The organism is Acidimicrobiales bacterium, from assembly GCA_035316325.1.
In the GTDB taxonomy this organism is placed as follows: Bacteria; Actinomycetota; Acidimicrobiia; order Acidimicrobiales; family VFJN01; genus DASXTK01.
The window spans coordinates 19,575-41,467 of record DATHJB010000182.1 but is presented as its reverse complement, the minus strand read 5'-3'; the positions used below and the strand labels follow the sequence as shown (position 1 = coordinate 41,467).

Sequence of the window (21,893 nt, the reverse complement as noted above, 5' to 3'; positions counted from 1 at the left end):
TCCTACTGGGCGACCTGCAGGACGCCACGATTGAGCTTCCCGTGGTGCAGGTCGTCGAGGGCCTGGTTGATCTGGTCGAGGGGGTAGACCTGGCTGACCATCTCGTCGAGCAGCAGCCGGCCGTCCTTGTAGAAGCCGACGAGCAGCGGGATGTCGTGGTGCGGCCGGGTCGAGCCGTAGCGGCAGCCGAGGATCGACTTGTCGTTGTAGAGGTCGTTCACCACGAAGCCGGCCTCGCTGCCCAGCTTGGGGACGCCGAGCAGGGTGACGGTGCCACCCCAGTCGAGCAGGGCGACGGCCTGGCGGATCAGGTCCGGGTGGCCGACGCACTCGAAGACGTGGTCCACGCCGTTGGGCAGGCCCAGGTCCTTGATGGCGACCACCGTGGACATCTCATGGCTCGCCGCGCCGTCACCGCTCGCTCCGACCGCGCGGGGGTCGACGAAGTCGGTGGCGCCGAAGCGGCGGGCCACGTCCTCCTTGGCGGGGTTGGCGTCGACCACGACGATCCGGCTCGCCGCGGCGATGCGGGCCGCCTGGATGGCCGACTGACCGATGCCGCCGGCGCCGATGATCACCACCGTCTGGCCCGGCTGGACCTTGGCCCGGTTGAGCACCGCGCCCGCCCCCGTCACGACGGCACAGCCGATGAGGCAGGCGGCCGTGAAGGGGACCTCGGGATCGATCACCACCGCCTGGGTCTCGCTGACCACCACGGCCTCGGTGAACACCCCGGCGTTGGCGAACTGGAACGCCTTCTCGCCGCCGACCGTGAAGGGGCGGGGCAGCCGGCCCATCGTGTCGCGGCAGTGGGTGGGCTGGCCCCGGTCGCAGGCGGCGCAGCGGCCACAGTTGCCCAGGGTCGTCAGCACGACGTGGTCGCCGACCTTCACCTTGGTGACGGCGTCGCCCACCTGGTCGACCACGCCCGCGCCCTCGTGGCCCATCACCACGGGCGTCGGGAACGGGATGGTGCCGTCGATCACGGACACGTCGCTGTGGCAGAGACCGGCGTTGACGATGTGCACCCGCACCTCGTGGGGGCGGACGTCACGCACCTCGACGTCGTCCCGGACCTCCAGGTCACCGGTCCAAACGATTCCTCTCACGGCTTCCCTCGTCCTCTCAGCCCGGCCAGACGATCGACTGGATCTCGCTGTAGGCGTGCAACCCGTAGCTGCCCCGGTCCCGGCCGACGCCGGAGAGCTTGAAGCCGCCGAAGGGCGCCTCGGGATGCTGCTGCACGGTGTTGATGGCCACGTTGCCCGATCGCAGCTGCCGGGCCACCCGCATCCCCCGGGCGGTGTCGCCGGTGAACACGTAGTCGTTGAGCCCGAAGTCGGTGCCGTTGGCGAGGGCGATGCCCTCGTCCTCGTCGTCGAACGGCAGCACGACGACGACCGGTCCGAAGATCTCCTCCTGGACCACGGTCATGCCCGCCTTGCACCCGGAGATCAGCGTCGGGGTGACGTAGAACCCAGGCCCCAGCGCGGGCCGCTCGCCCCCAGCTACGACCGACCCGCCCTCCCCGGCGCCCACTCGGATGTAGCCCTCGATGCGATCTCGCTGTGCGGCGGAGATTACCGGCCCCACCACAGTCCTTGCATCGAGAGGGTCTCCGACCTGCAGTTTCGTGCTCGCGAACGCCAGACCTTCGACCAACTGGTCGTAGATGCCGCGCTGTGCGATCACCCGCGTCGGTGCGGTGCAGATCTGCCCGGAGTGGAACGCCCACGCGCTCGCGATGGCGCCGATGGAGGTCTTCAGGTCGGCGTCGTCGAACACCAGACCGGCGCCCTTGCCACCCAGCTCGAGCAGCAGGCGCTTCATGTCGTGGCCGGCGACCTGGCCGATGCGCTGGCCGACCGCGGTGGAGCCCGTGAAGCTCACCATGTCGACCTGAGGAGCGGCGACGAGGGCCTCGCCGGCCTCGGCGCCGCTCCCGGAGACGATGTTGACCACGCCCCGCGGGAAGCCCGCCGCTTCCACCGCCTCCGCGAAGCGGAGCACGGCGAGCGGGTCCTGCGGGGCGGGCTTGATCACGACCGTGTTGCCCATCGCCAGTGCAGGGCCGAGCTTGCCGGCCATGTTGACCAGCGGGAAGTTGTACGGGGTGATGCAGGCGACCACGCCGACGGGCCGGCGCTCGACGACCGCGCCCACGAGGGCTCCGGTCGACAGCGCGGTGGCCGGCATCTCGGCCGGCGCGAGAGGCTCGGTGGTCGACTCCATGGCGCCCCGGGCGTAGCGGCGGAAGCGCTCGATGGTGGTGGGCACCTGCATGGTGGAGGCCACCCGCAGCGTCGCCCCCGTCTCGGCCTGCACCAGGGGGATCCAGTCGTCCTTGCGCTCGCGCACGGCGTCGGCCAGGCGGTCGAGCAGCTCGGCCCGCTCCGCCGGCTTGGTGCGCGACCAGGCGGGGAAGGCGTCGGCGGCGGCCTGGGCGGCGTCGGCCACCTGGTCGGGCGATGCCTCGGGGGCAGCGCCGACGATCTCCTCGGTGGCGGGGTTCACGATGTCGTAGGTGCCCCTGGCACCGGCGACCCGCTCGCCCCCGATCAGCATCTGCTCTTCCCCCGTCACGCCCCTGAGAATAGAACACGTTCTAATTCTGAGCAAGCGGGCCGGTCGAGCGGGGTCCACCCGTAGATTCGCCGGGTGCGACCTGACTGGCCGGCGCTGCAGCGGACGATCGCCGGGGAGGTCGTGGTGGGTGGCCCGAACCCGGTGTTCAACACCCGGTTCGCCTCGCCGGCACCGCTCGCGGTCGTGCGCTGCGCGACGGCTTCCGACGTGCGGGAGGCGATCGGGTTCGTCCGCCGGCAGGGGCTGCCGCTCGTGGCCCGGAGCGGCGGGCACTGCTTCGCCGGGCACTCGACGATCGCCCGGGGTGTGGTCGTCGACGTGTCACCGCTGGCGTCGGTCTCGGTCGACCTGGCGGGCGGTGTGGCGGGTGGGCTGGTCACGGTGGGCGCCGGCGCCCGGCTGGGCGCGGTGTACTCCGCGTTGGACGACCACGGGCTCGCCATCCCCGCGGGCACGTGTCCGACGGTCGGGATCGCCGGGCTGACGCTGGGCGGCGGGCTCGGCATCCTCGGGCGGCGCTACGGGCTGACGTCGGATCGCCTGCTCGCCGCCGAGATCGTGCTGGCCGACGGGCGCATCCTCACCTGCGACGGGTCGCAGCACCCCGACCTCTTCTGGGCGCTGCGGGGCGCGGGGGCGGGCAACTTCGGCGTGGTCACGTCGCTCACCTTCCGGACGGTCCCGGCGCCGCCGGCCACCACCACGTTCCACCTGTCGTGGCCCTTCGCCCGGGCCGCCGCGGCGATCGAGGCCTGGCAGGCGTGGGCACCGGCCGGGCCGGACCAGCTGTACGCCAGCCTCAAGATCACCGCCGAGGGCGACCGGGCGCCGTCGGTCGACGTCTACGGAACGTTCCTGGGCGACGCCGGTGATCTCGTGCCGGGGCTGGTCGACCGGGTGGGCGCCGGTCCCCGGTGGTCCTGGTCGGCGGAGCTGTCGTTTCCCGAGACCCGAGCGTTCTGGGCGCAGCTCCCCACGGTGGACGGCGCCAGCTTTGGCAGCGACGACGACAGCAGCGACGACGACGGCGGCGAGCCGGCCGACCAGCTCCACTTCCTCAGCCGGTCGGAGTTCTTCCGCCACCCGCTGCCCGCCGACGCGATCGCCACGCTGCTCGACCGCTTCGCCGAACCGCCGGCGCCCGGCGAGGCCCGGGAGCTGGACTTCATGCCCTGGGGCGGCGCCTTCGGCCGGGTGGCGCCCGACGCCACCGCGTTCGTCCACCGCGACGAGCTGTTCCAGCTCAAGCACACGTCCGCCCTCCGCCCCGACGCCGCGGACGTCGACAAGGAAGCGGCGCACCACCACGTGACGGCGTCGTGGGCCGCGGTGCACCCCTGGGGGTCGAACCGGGTGTTCCCGAACTTCGCCGACCCCGACCTCGGCGACGACGCCCCCGCCGCCTACCACGGCACCAACCTCGACCGCCTCCGGCAGGTCAAGGCCCGCTACGACCCCGACCACCTCTTCCACTTCCCCCAGAGCATCCCCCCGAGCTGACTACCGTGCCGCCATGCGCGGGATCAACAGGGTGCGGGCGCAGCGGCTCACCCGCTCCGGCGGCCGGTTCCTCCACATGGACCTCGACAGCGCCGAGCTGCGCTACCGCAAGGCGCTGAGGCTGGATCCGAGCTCGCACGTGGCGTGGTTCGACCTCGGCCTCGTCTGCAAGTGGACGCAGCGCTGGGAGGAAGCCTTCGACTGCAACCTCCGGGCCACCGAGCTGATCGGGGAGAAGCGGGACGAACCGGCCTGGTGGAACCTCGGGATCGCGGCGACCGCCCTGCACCGCTGGCCGGCGGCACGGCGGGCATGGCGCGTCTACGGCGTCGACCTGCCGGACGGCGACGGTCCGATCGAGGCGGACCTCGGCCGCGCGGCCCTCCGGCTCAACCCGACGGCGGAGGTGGTGTGGGGGCACCGGATCGACCCTGCCCGGATACGAGTTGCCTGCATCCCGACCCCGGAGTCGGGACACCGGTGGGGCGACGTCGTCCTGCACGACGGTGAACCCCGGGGCCGTCGTGCGTTCGACGAAGGTCTACGACCGGTGTTCGACGAGCTCGCCCGGTGGGCGCCGTCGGACGTGCCGACGATCCAGGCGTCGGTGAGCGCCGGACGCGTGGCCGAGGTCGACGAGCTGGTCACCAGGCTCGTCGAGGCGGGCCACGAGGCCGAGGACTGGACCCGCACCCTCCGGATGCTCTGCCCCGACTGCAGCCTGGCCGACGGCAGCGGGCACGATCACGACCACGACGGCGAACCGGCCGACGACCCCGACCGTGAGCACCGTCTCGGCATCGCCGGACCGCTCGGCCCGGTCACCCTGATCCTCGAAGCCTGGCGATCGGACGCACCGCAGCGCCGCTGCCACGACGTCGCCGCCACAGAGGACGGGGAATAGGCGCCGCCGGCACTGGTGTGCGCCTCGTCGGGGACCTAGGATTAGAACGCGTTCTATTTCACGTCGAGGGGGCCTCCATGAGCGAAGCGACAACCGAGATCCCGAGGATCATCTCGGTCGACGACCACGTGGTCGAGCCACCCGACCTGTGGAGCAACCGGCTGCCCGCCAAGTACCAGGACCGGGGCCCCCGGGTGGAGCGCGACCGGGCCGTCTTCTCCTTCAAGGGGGGCCGCTTCTCCTTCGAGAAGGGCGTCCCCGAGGGCGAGTGGTGCGACTGGTGGCTCTACGACGGCCTCGTCTACCCCTTCCCCAAGCTCTCCGCCGCCGTGGGGTTCGACGACCTCGACGTCACCCCCACCACCTACGACGAGATCCGCCCCGGCTGCTGGATCCAGTCCGAGCGCCTGGCCGACATGACCGCCAACCACGTCGACGCCTCGATCTGCTTCCCCAACACGCTCCCCCGCTTCTGCGGCCAGACCTTCTACGAGCAGGGCATCAAGCGGGAGGACGGCGACCCGGAGCTCGCCCAGCTCTGCGTCGAGGCCTACAACGACTGGATGATCGACGAGTGGTGCGGCGGCGAGGGCAAGGGCCGCCTCATCCCGCTCACGATCATCCCCCTGTGGGACCCTGAGCTGGCCGCCGACGAGATCCACCGCTGCGCCGACAAGGGCAGCCACGCCGTCGCCTTCTCCGAGAACCCGCACCCACTGGGCCTCCCGTCGATCCACTCGGGCAAGTGGGACCCGTTCTTCGCCGCCTGCCAGGACACCGAGACCGTGGTGTGCATGCACATCGGCTCGTCGTCCCGGATGCCGGCCACGTCGCCCGACGCCCCCTTCATCGTCAGCTCCACGCTCACGTTCCAGAACGCCATGGGCTCGATGCTCGACTTCATCTTCTCCGGCACGCTCGAGCGCTTCCCGACGATGAAGATCGCCTACTCGGAGGGCCAGGTCGGCTGGATGCCCTACGTGCTGGAGCGGGCCGACAAGCTGTGGGCCGAGCGGTCCGACAACAGCTTCGGCACGTCGCTCCCCCGCCGCCCGTCCGAGTACATCGCCGGCCGGGTGTACGGCTGCATCTTCGACGACGAGACCGGGCTGCGGAACCGGGACGCCATCGGCATCGAGCAGATCTGCTTCGAGACCGACTACCCGCACGCCGACTCGACGTTCCCGCACAGCAAGAAGGTGGCCACGGAGATCTGCGCCGGCGCCGGGCTGAGCGAGACCGAGACCTACCAGCTGCTCCGGGGCAACGCCATCACCGCCTTCGGGCTCGAGCGCTTCGGGATCACCCGGTGAGCGCCGCGAGCGACACCGGAGCCCTGAGCGATCGGGTCGACGACCTCGGCGGCGAGGTGGTGCTGGGGTCGATGCTGTTCACCCTGGTGGAGCCGCACAAGGGCCACGAGGTGGCGTACCACCGATGGTACGAGCGCGACCACTTCTACGCCGGCTGCATGGTCGGGCCGTGGTTCTTCGCCGGCCGCCGCTGGGTGTCGACCCGCGACCTGAAGGACCGGCGGATCGGCTCGGGCGAGTCGCCGCTGTTCGGCGACGACGCCGCCGGGTCGTACCTGGCGCTGTACTGGGTGCTCGACGGCCGGGGCCCCGAGAACACCGACTGGGGCTCGCGGCAGGTGAAGTGGCTGCACGACAACGGCCGGATGTTCCCCCACCGCGACCACATCCACACGCTGATCTACCGCTACCGGGGCGCCGAGCGGCGCGACGACGACGGTGTCCCGCCCGAGCTGGCGCTCGACCACCCGTTCCAGGGGCTGGCGGCGGTGATCGTCGAGCGGCCGCCCGAGGCCGACCGCAAGGCCCCGGTCCCCCAGTGGGACCTCGGCCCGGACTCGTCGGTGGCGCTGGTGCTGCGCTGGTCCGGCATCCCGCTGCCGCCGGGCGCCCCCGTCACCCAGCCGGGCGCCACGGGCGTCGAGCGGCGGGAGCTGCAGCTGTGGTTCGCCGACTCCGAGCCCGAGCACTGGTGGCCCGCCGTCGAGGCCTACGCCGAGGCCCTCGAGGCCAACGGCGAGGGCGTCGTCCGGTGGGCGTCGCCGTTCGTCCCGACGGTCCCCGGCACCGACCGCTACACCGACCAGCTCTGGTGATCGCCTCCCGTCCTCGTCCCCCGGCGGGCGGGGGACGAGGACGGCGCTCGGAACCTCAGAACGTCAGTCGGCCCAGCCGGGGCGGACCAGGCCGGTCTCGTAGGCGTAGACCACCAGCTGGGCCCGGTCGCGGGCGCCGAGCTTGATCATCGCTCGGCTCACGTGGGTCTTGGCGGTGGTGGGGCTGATGTAGAGGGCCGTGGCGATCTCGTCGTTGGAGAGGCCGGCGGCGACCTGGGCCATCACCTCGCGCTCGCGGTCGGTCAGCAGGTCGAGGCTCGGCGCCCGCTCGGCCGGCTTGGCCCGGGTGGCGTACTCCTCCACCAGGCGACGGGTGGCCCGGGGCGACAGGAGGGCGTCACCGGCGGCCACGGCCCGGACGGCCCGCAGCAGGTCGGCGGGCTCGGTGTCCTTCACCAGGAAGCCGGAGGCTCCCGAGCGCAGGCCCTCGAACACGTACTCGTCGAGGTCGAAGGTCGTGAGGATCACGATGCGGACGGCGTCGTAGCGCTCGTCGGCGGTGATGGCCTTGGTGGCCTCGAGGCCGTCCATGCCGGGCATGCGGATGTCCATGAGCACCACGTCGGGGCGGTGTTCGGCGACGGCCCGCACGGCATCGGCGCCGTCGCCCGCCTCGGCGACCACCTCGATCCCGTCCTCCGAGTCGAGCAGCGCGCGCAGGCCCGCCCGCACCAGCACCTGGTCGTCGACCAACACCACCTTGATCATGTGTCCTCCTCGAGCGGCAGCCAGGCTCGCACGGCGAAGCCCCGGCCGGCGCGCGGACCCACGTCGAGGCTGCCGCCGAGCTGCGCCACCCGCTCGCGCATGCCGACGATGCCGTGGCCGCCGACGGTGCCGTTGTGGGGGGTCGGCTTGGCGAGTCCCTCGTCGAGGACCTCGACCACCAGGCCGCCGTCGTCGAGGTGGAGCCGCACCACGGCGCGCGGGTCGGACGAGTGCTTGGCCACGTTGGTCAGCGACTCCTGGACGATGCGGTAGGCGGCCAGGCCGACGGGACGGGGCACGTCGTCGCCGACGCCGTCCCGATCCACCTGCACGTCGACGCCGGCGGCCCGGGCCTTGTCCACCAGGTCGCCCAGACCCTCCAGGCTGGGGGTGGGTGCACGGGGCGCGGCGCCGGTCCCGTCGTCGCCCGCCTCGTCGATCTGGCGCAGCACGCCCAGGATCGACCGCAGCTCCACCAGGGCGTCCTTGCTGGCCTGCTTGATGGTGGTCAGCGACGTGCGGGCCTGCTCCGGCTGCTGGTCCATCAGGTGCAGCGCCACGCCCGCCTGGAGGCTGATGAGCGACATGTTGTGGGCGACGACGTCGTGGAGCTCGCGGGCGATGCGCAGGCGCTCCTCGGTCTCGCGGCGCCGCAGCGCCTCGGTCTGCGACAGCGCCGCCGCCTCGGCCCGGTCGCGCCGGTAGCGCACCGTCTCGGTGATGGAGATCAGCGCCACCAGCCATGCCGCCAGCGCCACCATGTGGACGACGGCGGGCCGGTCGCCGTCGTCGAGCAGGTAGGGCAACCAGGGGAACCCAACGAAGCCGACCACCAGCGCCGTGATCGCGGCGACGCGGCGCCCCTTGAAGACCACGGTGACCAGGGCGACGATCATCGGCAGGAAGACGGGCCCGCGGGCGTAGCCCAGCGACCAGTAGGTGAGGGTGAACGTCACCGCCGCGGCGAGCGTCGCGGCCGGGAAGCGGTTGCGGAACGCCAGCGACACCACCCCGGCGCCCAGCAGCAACGCTCCGGCGACGCCGTAGTTGCGGTCCGGCTGGTTCTGGGACGCGAAGTAGGTGCCGACGACGGTGACGAAACCGACGACGGCGAGGAGCAGCGCCTCCTGGAGGAGGTGCCGACGGTCCTGGACCCAGGTGAGCACGACTCCGAGCGTACGGACCATGGGCGCCCCGGGCATCCACCGGGTAGCGACGATGCGCGTACTCCCCCGGGAGTAGGCGGGGCCCGGTCGTCGGCCCGCCGTACCCCGGCCGGCGCAGGCGAGGACCCGCCGCCGGTCGGACGACCCGGCGGCCCGCGATCCGCACGCTGTGGGCATGGCACGAAACTCCTCCCGCACCATCCCTGCACCTGCACCCGGACCGCCCGTCGGCGCCGGTCGTGACGACCTCGACGCCGCTCCCGCGGCGGCCCGCGCCGAACGGGCCACCAAGGTGTACGGCACCGGCCCGGCCGCCGTCCGAGCGCTCGACGAGGCCACGCTCAGCATCCCGACCGGGCGGCTCACCGCCGTCATGGGGCCCTCCGGCTCCGGCAAGTCGACGCTGCTGCAGTGCATGGCCGGGCTCGACACGCTCACCGACGGCAGCGTCCACATCGGCGACGACGACCTGGCCGAGCTGTCCGACAACGACCTCACCCTGCTGCGGCGGGAGCGGGTCGGCTTCGTGTTCCAGGCGTACAACCTGGTCCCGACGCTGACGGCCCGCGACAACATCCTGCTGCCCCTCACCCTGGGCGGCCGCTCGCCGGACCCGGCGTGGTTCGAGCAGGTGGTCACCACCGTCGGCCTGGCCGACCGGCTCACGCACCACCCCAGCGAGCTCTCCGGCGGCCAGCAGCAGCGCGTCGCCGTCGCCCGGGCGCTGGTCACCCGGCCCGAGCTGGTGTTCGCCGACGAGCCCACCGGCAACCTCGACTCCCACTCGGGCGCCGAGATCCTCGGGTTCCTCCGCCACGCGGTCGACACGTTCGGCCAGACCGTGGTGATGGTCACCCACGACCCGGTGGCGGCCGCCTACGCCGACTCCGTGGTGTTCCTCGCCGACGGGCGTCCGGTCGACTCGATGGAGTCGCCCACCGCCCAGCGCGTCCTCGACCGCATGAAGGCCTTCGGCGAGACGTCGGGCCCCACGAAGGAGATCCGGTCATGATCCGCATCAGCCTCATCTCACTGTGGGCACGGCGCCGACGCCTCATGGGCACCACGCTCGCCGTGTTCCTCGGTGTCGCCTTCCTGAGCGGCACCCTCGTGCTCGGCGACACGCTGAGCGCCAACTTCGACCGGCTGTTCGCCGAGGTGTCGGCCGGCACCGACGTGGTCGTGCGCAGCGACTCGTCCATCTCCAACGAGGACGACATCGACGGCGGGCGGGCCCCGCTCGACCAGTCGCTGGTCTCGTCGCTGGCGTCGGTCGACGGTGTCGACGTCGCCGAAGGGCAGGTCGTCGGTTACGGCGCCCTGGCCGACAAGGACGGCGAGCCCGTCGGCGGCAACGGCCCGCCCCGCCTCGCCGGCAGCTGGATCGACACACCGGGGTTGAACCCCTACGAGCTGGCCGAGGGCCGCGCTCCCGAGACGTCCGACGAGGTCGTCGTCAACCGGGGTGCCGCCGAGCTGGCCGACGTGTCGGTGGGTGACACCGCGGTCGTCCAGACCCCCGAGCCGGTGGAGGTCACCGTGGTCGGCATCTCGACCTTCGGCGGCACCGACGGCCTGGGTCAGACCACCTGGACCGCCTTCACGTTGGAGGGCGCACAGGAGCACGTCACGAAGCGGCCCGACGAGGTGTCGACCATCCTGCTGCAGGCCGACGACGGCGTGTCGAGCGCCGAGCTGCGGTCGCGGGTCGATCGGGCGCTGCCCGACGGCGTGGAGGCCATCACCGGGGCGGACCTGGCCGGCGAGCGCACCGACGCCATCTCGGCCGAGTTCCTCGACATGCTGCGGACCTTCCTGGTGGTGTTCGCCGGGATCGCCCTGGTCGTCGCCACCCTGAGCATCGCCAACACCTTCTCGATCACGGTGGCGCAGCGGACCCGCGAGCTGGCGCTCGTGCGGGCCGTCGGCGCCTCCCGCCGGCAACTGCGCCGGACCGTGGCGATCGAGGCGCTGGGGATCGGGCTGGTCGCCTCGGTTGCGGGCGTGGTCGCCGGCGTGGGCGTGGCCGCGACGCTGAAGGGCGTGTTCGACGCCTTCGGCTTCGCCCTGCCCGCCGGTGGGCTGGAGATCAAGCCCCTGTCGATGACCGCCGCCTTCGTGGTGGGCGTGACCGTCACGTACATCGCGGCCCGGTCCGCGGCCCGACGTGCCGCCTCTCTGGCGCCGGTCGAGGCCATGCGCGACGCGGCAGTCGAGCCCTCGGCGCTCGGCCGGGTGCGGCTGGTGCTGGGCTCGGTGGTCGGTGTCGGCGGTGTCGCCCTGACGCTGGTCGGCGCCTCGGCCGATGCCGTGGTGCTCACCGGCGTGGGTGCGGTCGGCATGGTCGTGGCGACCCTGCTGCTGGCACCGGCCGGCCTGTCGCCGGTCGCCGGTGTGCTGGGTGGCGGGCTGCGCCGCCTGCGGGGCGTCAACGGGATGCTGGCCGAGCAGAACGCCCGACGGAACCCCCGTCGCTCGGCGGCCACCGCCACCGCTCTGGTGGTCGGCGTCGCCGTGGTGGCCCTGTTCACGGTGTTCGCCGCCTCGACCAAGCAGGCCCTGGCCGAGCAGGTGGCCGACGACTTCGCCGCCGACCTGGCCGTGTCCACCCCGTCGTTCGGCGGTGGCCGGCTGAGCCCCGAGCTGGCCTCGGAGCTGTCGTCGATGGACGAGGTCGCCGGTGTGGTCGGCCTGGGTGGCGGGGCCGCCGACGTCGACGGGTCCAACGCCCAGGTGACGGCCACGTCGCCGGGTGACCTGACCGACGTGGGTGGCATCGAGCCGCTGGCCGGGTCGTTCGACTCGGTAGGCGACGACGGGATCGCCATCTCGGAGACCCGGGCCGACGACGAGGGCTGGTCGCTCGGCTCCTCCGTCGAGCTCGCCTTCGTGGACGGCGCCCGGGAGTCGGTCGAGGTGCGGGCGATCTACCCGGACAACTCGCTGCTCGGCGGCCTGGTCGTCGACGACGCCCTGTGGGACGCCCACAACGTCCAGCCTGCGGACACGACGGTGCTGGTCGACGTGGCGTCCGGGGTGTCGATCGACGACGCCAAGGCCGCCATCACCCCGGTGGCCGACAGCCACGGCGGCGACGTGCAGGACGGCTCGGAGCTGGCGGCCACCGCCGGCCAGGGGCTCGACCTGCTGCTCGGCGTGGTGTACGTGCTGCTGGCGCTGGCCGTGGTGATCGCCCTGCTGGGCATCGGCAACACGCTGTCGCTGGCGGTGCACGAGCGGCGCCGGGAGCTCGGGCTGCTGCGGGCGGTGGGCCAGACCCGCCGTCAGGTGCGGTCGGTGCTGCGGCTGGAGTCGGTGATCGTGGCGCTGTTCGGCACGGTCGTCGGGCTGGTGCTCGGGTCGTACCTGGGTTGGGCGCTGTTCGCCACGCTGTGGACCGACGGCTCGGGTGGCTTCACCCTGCCGATCCTCCGCCTGCTGGTGATCGCGGTCATGGGCGCCCTCGCCGGCGTCCTCGCCGCCCGCCGCCCCGCCCGCCGTGCGGCCCGCACCCCCATCCTGGAAGCCATCGCCTCCACCTGACCCCAACCCCAACCCCAACCGAAACTGCGTGTGTGGTGGCTGCTCCCCGGCCACCACACACGCAGTTTTACGGTCAGGTGGCGAGGGCGCCGCCGTCGACGGGGAGCGCGGTGCCGGTGATGTAGGCAGCGGCGGGGGTCGTGAGCCAGGTGATGGCTTGGGCGATCTCGTCGGGCTCGGCGGCGCGGCCGATGGGCATGGTCTTGCCCATCGCGGTGACGGCGTCGTCACCGCCGGCGAAGCGCTGGAGCATCGGGGTGCGGACGGTGCCGGGGAGCACGGCGTTCACCCGGATGCCGCTGCGGGCGACCTCGAGCGCGGCCGTCTTCGTGAGGCCGATCACCCCGTGCTTCGACGCCGCGTAGTGCGCCAGGCCGGGCACGCCCATCTCCCCCGCCGCTGAGGCGACGTTGACGATCACGCCGCCCGCCGGGTCCTGGGCCTGCATCTGGCGCAGCTCGGCCCGCACGCACAGGAACACCGACGTGAGGTTCACGTCGATCACCCGGCGCCACTCGTCGACCTCCTGGTCGACGGTGTTGCCGTAGGTGCCCGACACGCCGGCGGAGTTCACGGCGACGTCGAGGCGCCCGAAGGCGTCGACCACCGCCGCGAGCATGGCGTCGACGGCGGCCGTATCGGTCACGTCGGTCTTGACCGCGAGGTCGGCCTCCGCGTTCGAGATGTCGAGGTCGGCCACGACCACACGATCGCCGGCCTCGGACAGGAGGCGGGCCGTCGCCTTGCCGATGCCGGAGCCGCCGCCGACGACCAGGGCGACCCGGGGGGCCGGATCAGACGGCACCGTCGATCACCACCCTCGGCTCCTCGGTGAGCAGGAACACGGAACGGTCGAGGTCGACCAGGTGCTTCTCGTCCGGCCCGACCGTCGATTGGTACACCGGGTCGGAGATCATCGCCAGGAAGTCGTCGTAGGAGCGGAACCACTGGAGCGTGATGCCGTCGACGTCCTCGGTCCCCGTCCACGACCCCGCCGGCAGCGACGCCCGGGTGTGCTGCTCGTAGCGCACCACCCACCGGTCGATCCCGGGCACCGACAGGATCAGCGGCCCGTGGACGTCACGCCAGTGGGCCTGGAACTCCTCGGCCGACAGGGCGGGGTTGCGCCGCAGCAACGCAGTGAGGCGGATCACGACACCACCTCAGTGCATCCAGTGCCCGGCGTTGACGCCCAGGCTCTGGCCGGACACGGGCGCCGACAGCTCGGAGGCGAAGAACAGCACCGACCCGGCGATCTCGGCGGGGGTGGGCAGGTACTTGAGGCAGGTCTCGGCGGCCACCTCGTCGTACACCTCCTGGGACGTCACGCCCCGCTGATCGGCCAGGATGTCGAAGTACAGCTTCACCGAGTCCCCGTAGATGTAGCCCGGGTGCACGCTGTTGGCCCGGATGCCGTGCTCTCCCAGCTCGAGGGCGAGCATCCGGGTGGCGGACTCGAGCGCCGCCTTCGAGATCGTGTAGGCCCCGAAGCGCACCTCGTGGCGCCACGCCGACATGCTGTTGATCATCACGATGTGCCCGCCGCCCTGCGCCTTCAGGGCGGGCACGGCCGTCCGGGTCATCTGCAGGGTCCCCCACAGGTTGACGTCCATGACGTGGCGCCAGCTGTCGGGGTCACTCTCCTCGAACGTGGTGAAGTCGCCCTGGTGGAACGCGTTGTTCACCAGCACGTCGAGCCCGCCGAACGTGTCGGTGGCCCGGGACACCGCGTCCTGGCACGACGCCTGGTCGGTGATGTCGAGCCGGACCACCTCGGCCTTGGCCCCCAGGTCGGCCACCTCGGCCGCCACCTCGTCGACCTTCTCGGTCCGCCGGGCGCCCAGCACCAGGCTGGCGCCGTTCCGGGCGAACAGCAGGGCGATCTCCCGCCCCATCCCCGGCCCGACCCCCGCCACCAGGGCCACCTTCCCCTCCAACAACGTCATCTCGTCCTCCCTCTTGGCGAAATGTGCACCGCAGCGCACGGATTCCGTGCACCTCGGTGCACATTTCGGTGGGTTAGCAGCCGACCAGCGGCATGACCTCGGCGCCGAACGCCGCGAGCTGGTCGCACTGCTCGGCGGCGTCACGGCTCTTGAACCGCACCTGGATCTGCTCGACGCCCACGTCGACCAGCGTTTGCAGGTACTTCGCCAGCCGCTCGGGCGGCCCGACGACCGAACGGCCCACGTCCCACGACGGCGACCCCACGTACAGCGGCCCCGACAGCGCCCCCACCACGAACGGCTCGTCGGCCACGCCCGCCGACTCCCGCAGTGCCCGCAGCCGGGCGATGCCGCCGGCCATCCCGTCGGGCGGTGGCCCCTGGGGCAGCCAGCCGTCGCCCCGGAGAGCAGCCCGACGGATCGCCGCCGGGGTCGACCCGCCCACCCAGATGGGGATGCGGGCCTGCACCGGCCGGGGCCGGATGCCCATGTCGTCGTACGACCAGACCTTCCCGTGGTGCGACGAGAACTCGTCGGAGAACGCGGCCCGGAGGGCGTCGAGCGCCTCGTCAAGCACGGCACCCCGCGCCGCGAAGTCGAGCCCCAGCGCCTGGAACTCCCCCTCGACGTGCCCCGCCCCGACGCCGAGGATCGTCCGCCCGCCCGACAGCGCGTCGAGCGTGGCCCACTGCTTGGCCGTCTGCAGCGGATGCCGGTAGCCGCCGACGGCGACGTGCGACATGAGCCCCACCCGCGACGTGACCCCGGCGAGGTACGAGAGCGTGGCGATGGTGTCGTACCAGGTGGTCCCCATCGCTTCGGCCCGCGACCGGGGGATGGCGATGTGGTCGCACACGGCGACGTAGAACAGCCCCGCGTCCTCGGCCGCCCGGGTGATCGCCACCAGCTCCTGCACCCCCGCCGACGCCTCCCACTCGTCGGCGAACACCGGCGACTGAGCCTGGATCGGCAGCTGGATCCCGTACCCGACCCCCGTCATGCCCGGCTCCCGGCGAAATCTCGACAGAAACGGTGGCTATGGCGCCATCTCTGTCGAGGTTTCGGTTGGACCGTCAGTCGGGGGGGCGTTGGCCGGTCACGCCCCAGTAGATGTGGCGGGCCAGGGCGACCCGGACGTCGGCCGTGCGGATGCCCCAGAACTCGAAGCCGTAGTGGTGCGCCGCCACGTTGGCGATCATCGTGACCAGCACACCCGCGTTGGCCATGGCGTCGAAGCCCCGGTTCTTGCCCTCGGCCTGGAACGTGTCGGTGACCTCGGCGAACGCCTTGGTGAGGCTGTTGAGCCAGCGCACCCGCACGTTGCGGAACCGCCGGTCGCCCTCGTCGGTGCTCAGGTCGACCACCCGCAGCACGGGCCGGTGCTCGTCCCAGAACTCGATGAACTCGTCGGCGAACGCCAGCGCCGTCTCGTAGCCGCCCTTGCCCCGCCACGACCCCTGCTGGATCATGCGGACGAGCCGGCTGCTGTCGAGCGCCATCTCCTCGCCGAGCAGCAGGATCGCCGCCTCGACGTCGCCGAAGTACTGGTAGAAGGTCGCCGGCGAGGTGCCCGCGCCCCGGGCGATGTCGATCACCTTGAGGTCGCGGTACGCGGTGTTGCGGAGCATCTCCGCGGTCTGGTCGAGCAGCTTCTGGCGCGTGGCACGACCTCGTCGCCCCGGCACTCGCCCGTCCGAGGCACGGACGTCCTCGTTCTCGTCGAGCGATGCTGCGTCGGCCACGGACAACAACCGTAGCCATTTCTGACGCCCCATCAGGTGACGAAGAGCGCTGGTTACCCGACGTACTGCCCACGGCCGCCCGCAGCGCCGCTCTCATCGCAGCGGCTCGATGTAGCGCTCGGCGAAGCTGTCGAGGGCCCGCTTGTTGTCGTCGAGCGAGGCGTTGGTGAGACCCTCCATCATCCAGGCGGACGTCAGCAGCGTGGTGACGCCCATGCCCTCGAGCTGGGCGACGACGTCGGCCGTGGGCGGGGCGTCGATGATGGAGGCCTGGACATCGAACGGCTCGTCGGCCCGCCCCGCCTCGGAGCGCAGCTCGTCGAGCCGGGCGACGTAGCCCCGCAGCTCGTCACGCGTGTAGTAGATCCCCACCCAGCCGTCGCCCCGCTGGGCCGCCCGGCGCAGGGCGATCTCGCTGTGGCCGCCGACGATGATCGGCACGGGCCTCGACGGCACCGGCGCCATCTGCAGCTTGTCGAAGTCGTAGAACTCGCCGTGGTGCTCCACGAGGCCGCCCTGCCACAGCTTCCGCAGCACCTCCACCTGCTCGTCCATGCGCTTGCCCCGGCGGGCGAACGGCTGCTCCAGCTGGTCGAACTCCTCCTTCATCCAGCCGGCCCCGATCCCCAGCGACACCCGGTCGCCCGACAGGAACGCCGCCGTACCCACCGCCTTGGCCACCACGAACGGGTTGCGCAACGGCAGCACGTACACGTTGGTCGTGAAGGTGATGCGGCTGGTCACCGACGCCATCGCCCCGACCATCACCCACACGTCGGGCCACGCGGTGTCCGGCGGGAACAGCGGCGTGCCGTCGGGGGTGTAGGGGTACACCGAGGTCATGCTCTCGGGGTAGAAGACGTGGTCGGACAGCGCCACCTGGTCGAAGCCCACGTCCTCGGCGTGGCGCGCCAGCTCCACCCACTGGGCCGGATCGGCGAACATCAGCGACTGGCAGAACCTCATCGGGCGACCTCGTCTCGTAGCTGGTACTTCAGGACCTTGCCGGAGGGGTTGAGCGGCAGGGCGTCGACGATGCGCACGTGGCGCGGCACCTTGTAGTTGGCCATCTGCTCGCGGGCCCAGGCGACGATGGCGTCGGGCTCGGGCGTGTGGCCGACGGCCGGCACCACGAACGCCACGCCCACCTCGCCGAGCCGTTCGTCGGGCACCCCGATCACCGCGACCTGCCCGATGTCGGGGTGCCGCGACAGCAGGTTCTCGATCTCCGCCGGGTAGGCGTTGAACCCGCCGACGATGTACATGTCCTTCAGGCGATCGGTGATCCGGACGTAGCCCTGCTCGTCCATCCAGCCCACGTCGCCGGTGTGCAGCCAGCCGTCGACGTCGACGGCCTCGGCGGTCTGCTCCGGGTCCTCGAAGTAGCCGAGCATCACCTGGTAGCCCCGCACCACGATCTCGCCCGTCTCGCCGGCGGGCAGCGCCACGCCGTCGTCGGACACGATCCGCACCTCGACACCGGGGATGGCCCGGCCGGACGTCTCGGAGACGGTCCGGGCGTCGTCGTCGGCCCGGCACGAGGTGACGAAGCCGGTCGCCTCGGTGAGCCCGTACGCCGTCAGCACCGTCTCGAAGCCGAGGTCCGACCACATCCGCTCCACCAGGGACACGGGGACGGCGGCGGCGCCGGTCACCGCCAGCCGCAGCGACGAGAGGTCGAAGTCGGCCAGGTCGGGGTGGTTGAGGATGGTCTGGTAGATGGCCGGCGCGCCCGGGAGCATCGTGATCCGGTGGTCGGCGATGTTGCGCATGGCCTCGGGCACGTCGAACACGGCCTGGGGGACCATCGTCGCCCCCGCCGCCAGCGACGACACGATGCCGGCCCGGTAGCCGAACGAGTGGAAGAACGGGTTGAGCACCAGGTAGCGGTCGCCCCGGCGGAGCCCGACGAGGTCGGCCCAGTCGGCGTACGCCCGCACCGTCGGTCCGTGGGCGGCCATCACGCCCTTCGGTGCCCCGGTGGTGCCCGAGGTGAACATGATGTCGCTCACGTCGTCGGGCGAGAGGGCGGCGAGGCGCTCGTCGACCACGGCGTCGTCGACCTTGGCGCCCTCCAGCAGGAAGTCGATCCACGGGACCACCGGCGGGACGCCCGGCCGGTCCTCTGCGCCACCCTCGACCGGCCGCAGCACCACGATGCGCTCGAGGTGCGGGAGCTCCTGGTCGGCGAGCATCGCCACGTAGTCGTTGCCGAGGAAGCCGTCGACGGTGACCAGCAGTCGGGCCCGGCTGCGGCTGAGCACGTAGGCGGCCTCGCCACCCTTGAAACGGGTGTTGAGCGGCACGGCCACAGCCCCGGCGGCCTGGAGGCCCAGCAGGGCGACCGGCCACTCCCAGATGTTGGGCGCCCAGATCGCCACCCGGTCGCCGGCCTCGACCCCCGCCGCGACGTACGCCTTGGCGGCGTGGCGGGCCTCGGTCCAGAGGTCGGCGAAGGTCAGCCGGGCGTCACCGTCGACCAGGGCCTCGTCGTCGGCGAAGCGCTCGGCGGCCGACCGGGCCAGGTTCGGGATCGTCCCCCACTCGAGATCGCCTCGCATGGTCCCCCTGTCTGCAAATTGCGTCGATCCGCCCGCCATATGCGGGTTTTCGGACGCAATTTCGGTTTGGTCACGTGTGCCACACGGCGGCCAGCTCGTCGACCGTGGTGACGGTCGCCAGCAGCGCCAGCGTGTTGTCGACGACGGCGTCGGCGTAGTCGGCCGGGATGCCGCACACGGCGTCGCGGGGCAGCACCACCTGGTAGCCCTTGTTCACCGCGTCCATCACCAGGTTGGTGATGGCGACGTTCACCGACACGCCGGCGACCACGATCGTGCGGACCCCGAGGTTGCGCAGCACGGGGTCGAGGTCGGTGCCGGCCATCGGGTTGAGGCCGTGGGTGCGGCTGAGCACCAGGTCGTCGGGCTCGACGCCGATCTCCGGCACCACGTCGACCGCGGGCGAGCCGGGCAGCAGCGGCACCGGCGATCGCTGGACGCCGGCGAAGAGGCGGGCGTTGCGGTTGGCGCCCTTCCCGTCGGCCCGGCGGTAGGCGGTGGCGTGGATCACCTGGACGCCGGCGGCGCGGGCGGCTTTCACCAGCCGACCGGCGGCGGGCAGCATGGTCACCCGGGCGGCGTCGGCCAGCGCCGGGAGGGCGCTGTGCTCCCCCACCACGCCGTTCTGCAGCTCCGACGTGACGACTGCGGTCGTCGCCGGGTCGACCAGGTTGCCCAGAGAGATCGGCACGGGCGCGACGATATCTGACGGTGCGTCAGGTTTGCCTAGAATCCCCCCCGAGGACGATGACCTACACCACGATCACCTACGAGCCGGGCGACGACGGCGTCGCCGTGGTGACGCTCAACCGCCCCGAGCGCCACAACGCCTTCGACGCCACCATGTGCGACGAGCTGTCGACGCTGTGGAAGGCGCTGCGGCACGACGACGCCGTGCGGGCCGTCGTGCTCACCGGCGCCGGCGACAAGGCGTTCTGCACCGGGATCGACCGCGACGACGTCCCCGAGGACGACGACGCCTACTTCTTCGACCCCTTCACCTACGAGGACCCCGGCGACCACATCGGCCCCAAGGGCAACGAGCTGTGGAAGCCGGTGATCGCGGCGGTCAACGGCATGGCCTGCGGCGGCGCCTTCTACCTGCTGGGCGAGGTGGAGTTCATCGTCGCCGCCGACCACGCCACCTTCTTCGACCCCCACGTCACCTACGGGATGCCGGCCGTGTTCGAGCCGACGCTCATGGCGTCGCGCATGCCGTTCGGCGAGATCATGCGGCTCACGCTGCTGGGCAACCACGAGCGCATGTCGGCCCAGCGGGCCTACGAGATCGGGCTGGTGTCGGAGGTCGTGCCGGGCGCGGAGCTGCTCGACGCCGCCCGCTGGGCCGCCGCAGCCATCGCGTCGGCACCGCCCGCCGCCGTGCAGGCCACGGTGCGCACCCTGTGGGCGGCCCGGGAGCTGTCCCGCCGCCAGGCCCTGGAGCTGGGCAACACGTTCCTCAACCTGGCGATGAGCCCCGAGGCACTGGCCGAGGGACAGGCCACGTTCGCTTCCGGCACGCGCATCAAGCCGAAGATCCGCTGAAACTGCGCCGAACCCCCGCTCCTGGGCGGCAGGAACGCCCTGCCTGCGGGGCCTCTGATAAGCACTGACGGATGCTGGCACAGACGGTGCGGGAAGCCGCGGCCCGGTTCGGCGAGGCGATCGCCTTCGTCGACCCCGACGGCACGCCCCTCACCTACGCCGACCTCGACCGGCGCTCCGACGAAGCCGCCGCCAGCCTCATCCGGCGCCGCGTGCGCCGCGGCGACCGGGTGGTTCTCCAGCTGCCGTCGGACACGTCGTACGTGATCGCCTACGCGGCGGTCGCCAAGGTCGGCGCCGTCGCTGCCGGCATCAACCCCCGGCTCGCCCCGCCCGAGCAGGAGGCGCTGATCGCCCTGGCCGACCCGGCCCTGGTGCTCAGCGACCCCGTCGAGGTGCGGCTGTTCGAGGCCGACGGCCGCGGCCGCCGGGTCCCCGACCTGCCGCCCGACCCCGAGCGTCCCGTCACCATCGTCTTCACGTCAGGCACCACCGGCCTGCCCCGGGGCGCCCTGTTCACCGAGGCGCAGCTCACCGCCGTCGCCCAGATCGACACGGGCGACGTCTGGGCGCCCGCCGGCACCCTGGGCCCGGCGATGCTGGCCTCCACCCAGTTCGCCCACGTCGGCTTCATGACCAAGCTGCCCTGGTACCTGCGGATGGCGATCCGCACCCACATCCTCGGCCGCTGGACCGCCGAGGACGCCCTGCGCACGATCGCCGAGCAGCAGATGCCGTCGATCGGCGGGGTGGCGCCGCAGCTGGCGCTGATGCTCCAGTCGCCCGTGCTGGCCGAGCACGACTGGGCGCACGTGCAGACGATCGTGGTGGGCGGTGCGGCGTCGCCCCCGTCCCTGGTCGCGGCGGTGCGGGACGCGTTCGGGGCGCCCTATTCGATCCGCTACTCGTCCACCGAGTCGGGCGGCTGCGGCACCGGCACGGCGTTCGACGCCGACGACGCCGAGGCCCTCCACACGGTCGGCCGCCCCCGGCCCGGCGTCGAGGCGGCGGTCATCGACGACGAGGGGATGCCCAGGCCGGTGGGCGAGGTCGGCGACCTGTGGCTCCGCACCCCCACCCAGATGGAGTGCTACTGGAGCGACCCGGACGCCACGGCGCTCACCCTGGTCGACGGCTGGCTGCGCACCGGCGACCTGGCGCGGGTCGACGAGCGGGGCAACCTCGTGCTCGCCGGCCGGGAGGGCGACATGTACATCCGGGGCGGCTACAACGTGCACCCGGCCGAGGTGGAGGCCCACCTGGTGGGGCACCCGGGGGTCGCCGACGCCGTGGTGGTGCCCCGGCCCGACCCCGTGATGGGCGAGATCGGCGTGGCCGTCGTCGTCGCCCGCGACCCGGCGGCGCCGCCGACCCTCGACGACCTGCGCACCCACCTCGACGGCAACGTCGCCCACCACAAGCTCCCCGAGGCCGTGCGGGTGGTCGACGTCCTGCCGCTCACGTCGGGCCAGAAGGTCGACCGCCGGGCCCTCGCCGCCGCCGAGGCCCCGGAGTCCCCCGAGCCGGCGGCGGACGCCTGATC

General features: G+C 72.3%; 20 protein-coding genes. 8 read left to right on the top strand and 12 right to left on the bottom strand.

Translation table 11 applies throughout. The annotated features are described in order from the left end of the window. Window positions 1-2 precede the first annotated feature (2 nt). Window positions 3-1,109: an alcohol dehydrogenase catalytic domain-containing protein gene (locus VK611_24625; GenBank protein HMG44543.1), complete on the bottom strand. Its 1,107-nt coding sequence runs from the start codon at window positions 1,107-1,109 to the stop codon at window positions 3-5. A gap of 16 nt (window positions 1,110-1,125) precedes the next feature. Then, entirely contained in the window at window positions 1,126-2,583 is a 1,458-nt protein-coding gene (locus VK611_24620; protein ID HMG44542.1) for an aldehyde dehydrogenase family protein, read from the bottom strand. Window positions 2,584-2,658: 75 nt separating this feature from the next. Between VK611_24620 and VK611_24615 the strand changes: the two genes are divergently transcribed. The 4 genes from VK611_24615 (at window position 2,659) to VK611_24600 (ending at window position 7,118) form a co-directional block, all read left to right on the top strand. Next, window positions 2,659-4,086, top strand: a complete 1,428-nt coding sequence (locus tag VK611_24615; protein HMG44541.1) for an FAD-binding oxidoreductase — start codon at window positions 2,659-2,661, stop codon at window positions 4,084-4,086. Window positions 4,087-4,099: 13 nt separating this feature from the next. Beyond that, complete coding sequence (locus tag VK611_24610) at window positions 4,100-4,990, top strand: tetratricopeptide repeat protein (GenBank protein HMG44540.1); 891 nt, start codon at window positions 4,100-4,102, stop codon at window positions 4,988-4,990. Between the two features lie 77 nt (window positions 4,991-5,067). After that, window positions 5,068-6,303 (top strand): amidohydrolase family protein, encoded by a 1,236-nt coding sequence (locus VK611_24605; protein ID HMG44539.1) that lies wholly within the window; start codon window positions 5,068-5,070, stop codon window positions 6,301-6,303. After that, entirely contained in the window at window positions 6,300-7,118 is an 819-nt protein-coding gene (locus tag VK611_24600; protein HMG44538.1) for a hypothetical protein, read from the top strand. Before VK611_24605 ends, VK611_24600 begins: the two co-directional genes overlap by 4 nt. 63 nt (window positions 7,119-7,181) lie before the next feature. Here the strand turns inward: VK611_24600 and VK611_24595 are convergent, their stop codons facing one another. Further along, the gene (locus VK611_24595; GenBank protein HMG44537.1) at window positions 7,182-7,847 is read right to left on the bottom strand and encodes a response regulator transcription factor; all 666 of its coding nucleotides are present in this window, start codon (window positions 7,845-7,847) and stop codon (window positions 7,182-7,184) included. Then, the gene (locus tag VK611_24590) at window positions 7,844-9,013 is read right to left on the bottom strand and encodes a histidine kinase (GenBank protein HMG44536.1); all 1,170 of its coding nucleotides are present in this window, start codon (window positions 9,011-9,013) and stop codon (window positions 7,844-7,846) included. Before VK611_24590 ends, VK611_24595 begins: the two co-directional genes overlap by 4 nt. 175 nt (window positions 9,014-9,188) lie before the next feature. On the opposite strand from VK611_24590, the gene VK611_24585 reads away from it, so the two are divergent. Further along, a complete protein-coding gene (locus VK611_24585) occupies window positions 9,189-10,025 on the top strand; it encodes an ABC transporter ATP-binding protein (protein HMG44535.1) in 837 nt (278 codons plus the stop codon). Then, on the top strand, window positions 10,022-12,556 hold the full coding sequence (locus VK611_24580) for an ABC transporter permease (GenBank protein ID HMG44534.1): 2,535 nt from the start codon (window positions 10,022-10,024) through the stop codon (window positions 12,554-12,556). Before VK611_24585 ends, VK611_24580 begins: the two co-directional genes overlap by 4 nt. Window positions 12,557-12,629: 73 nt before the next feature. Here VK611_24580 and VK611_24575 read toward each other — a convergent pair whose 3' ends face one another. The 8 genes from VK611_24575 to VK611_24540 all read right to left on the bottom strand — a co-directional run bounded on the left by VK611_24575 (window position 12,630) and on the right by VK611_24540 (window position 19,496). Next, complete coding sequence (locus tag VK611_24575) at window positions 12,630-13,361, bottom strand: SDR family oxidoreductase (GenBank protein HMG44533.1); 732 nt, start codon at window positions 13,359-13,361, stop codon at window positions 12,630-12,632. After that, window positions 13,351-13,710, bottom strand: a complete 360-nt coding sequence (locus VK611_24570; protein HMG44532.1) for an EthD domain-containing protein — start codon at window positions 13,708-13,710, stop codon at window positions 13,351-13,353. Before VK611_24570 ends, VK611_24575 begins: the two co-directional genes overlap by 11 nt. Window positions 13,711-13,719: 9 nt before the next feature. Further along, the gene (locus VK611_24565; GenBank protein HMG44531.1) at window positions 13,720-14,502 is read right to left on the bottom strand and encodes an SDR family oxidoreductase; all 783 of its coding nucleotides are present in this window, start codon (window positions 14,500-14,502) and stop codon (window positions 13,720-13,722) included. A 73-nt stretch (window positions 14,503-14,575) separates the two neighbouring features. Next, on the bottom strand, window positions 14,576-15,502 hold the full coding sequence (locus tag VK611_24560; protein HMG44530.1) for an LLM class F420-dependent oxidoreductase: 927 nt from the start codon (window positions 15,500-15,502) through the stop codon (window positions 14,576-14,578). A 73-nt stretch (window positions 15,503-15,575) separates the two neighbouring features. Further along, entirely contained in the window at window positions 15,576-16,244 is a 669-nt protein-coding gene (locus VK611_24555) for a TetR family transcriptional regulator (protein HMG44529.1), read from the bottom strand. 93 nt (window positions 16,245-16,337) lie between these two features. Beyond that, window positions 16,338-17,210 carry an LLM class F420-dependent oxidoreductase gene (locus VK611_24550; GenBank protein HMG44528.1) on the bottom strand — a complete coding sequence of 291 codons (873 nt, stop codon included), beginning with the start codon at window positions 17,208-17,210 and terminating at the stop codon, window positions 16,338-16,340. Continuing rightward, complete coding sequence (locus VK611_24545) at window positions 17,207-18,805, bottom strand: FadD3 family acyl-CoA ligase (protein HMG44527.1); 1,599 nt, start codon at window positions 18,803-18,805, stop codon at window positions 17,207-17,209. Before VK611_24545 ends, VK611_24550 begins: the two co-directional genes overlap by 4 nt. A gap of 70 nt (window positions 18,806-18,875) precedes the next feature. Then, the gene (locus tag VK611_24540) at window positions 18,876-19,496 is read right to left on the bottom strand and encodes a cysteine hydrolase (GenBank protein ID HMG44526.1); all 621 of its coding nucleotides are present in this window, start codon (window positions 19,494-19,496) and stop codon (window positions 18,876-18,878) included. 56 nt (window positions 19,497-19,552) lie between these two features. On the opposite strand from VK611_24540, the gene VK611_24535 reads away from it, so the two are divergent. Next, the gene (locus VK611_24535; protein HMG44525.1) at window positions 19,553-20,350 is read left to right on the top strand and encodes an enoyl-CoA hydratase/isomerase family protein; all 798 of its coding nucleotides are present in this window, start codon (window positions 19,553-19,555) and stop codon (window positions 20,348-20,350) included. A gap of 71 nt (window positions 20,351-20,421) precedes the next feature. Further along, complete coding sequence (locus VK611_24530) at window positions 20,422-21,891, top strand: AMP-binding protein (protein ID HMG44524.1); 1,470 nt, start codon at window positions 20,422-20,424, stop codon at window positions 21,889-21,891. Window positions 21,892-21,893 lie beyond the last annotated feature (2 nt).

Excerpts from the sequence above, each read along its gene's own strand:
- VK611_24530 (HMG44524.1), top strand. The coding sequence starts at position 20,422 with ATGCTGGCACAGACGGTGCGGGAAGCCGCGGCCCGGTTCGGCGAGGCG.
- VK611_24560 (HMG44530.1), bottom strand. The coding sequence starts at position 15,502 with ATGACGGGGGTCGGGTACGGGATCCAGCTGCCGATCCAGGCTCAGTCG.
- VK611_24545 (HMG44527.1), bottom strand. The coding sequence starts at position 18,805 with ATGCGAGGCGATCTCGAGTGGGGGACGATCCCGAACCTGGCCCGGTCG.
- VK611_24535 (HMG44525.1), top strand. The coding sequence starts at position 19,553 with ATGACCTACACCACGATCACCTACGAGCCGGGCGACGACGGCGTCGCC.
- VK611_24605 (HMG44539.1), top strand. The coding sequence starts at position 5,068 with ATGAGCGAAGCGACAACCGAGATCCCGAGGATCATCTCGGTCGACGAC.
- VK611_24580 (HMG44534.1), top strand. The coding sequence starts at position 10,022 with ATGATCCGCATCAGCCTCATCTCACTGTGGGCACGGCGCCGACGCCTC.
- VK611_24585 (HMG44535.1), top strand. The coding sequence starts at position 9,189 with ATGGCACGAAACTCCTCCCGCACCATCCCTGCACCTGCACCCGGACCG.
- VK611_24595 (HMG44537.1), bottom strand. The coding sequence starts at position 7,847 with ATGATCAAGGTGGTGTTGGTCGACGACCAGGTGCTGGTGCGGGCGGGC.
- VK611_24565 (HMG44531.1), bottom strand. The coding sequence starts at position 14,502 with ATGACGTTGTTGGAGGGGAAGGTGGCCCTGGTGGCGGGGGTCGGGCCG.
- VK611_24610 (HMG44540.1), top strand. The coding sequence starts at position 4,100 with ATGCGCGGGATCAACAGGGTGCGGGCGCAGCGGCTCACCCGCTCCGGC.
- VK611_24550 (HMG44528.1), bottom strand. The coding sequence starts at position 17,210 with ATGAGGTTCTGCCAGTCGCTGATGTTCGCCGATCCGGCCCAGTGGGTG.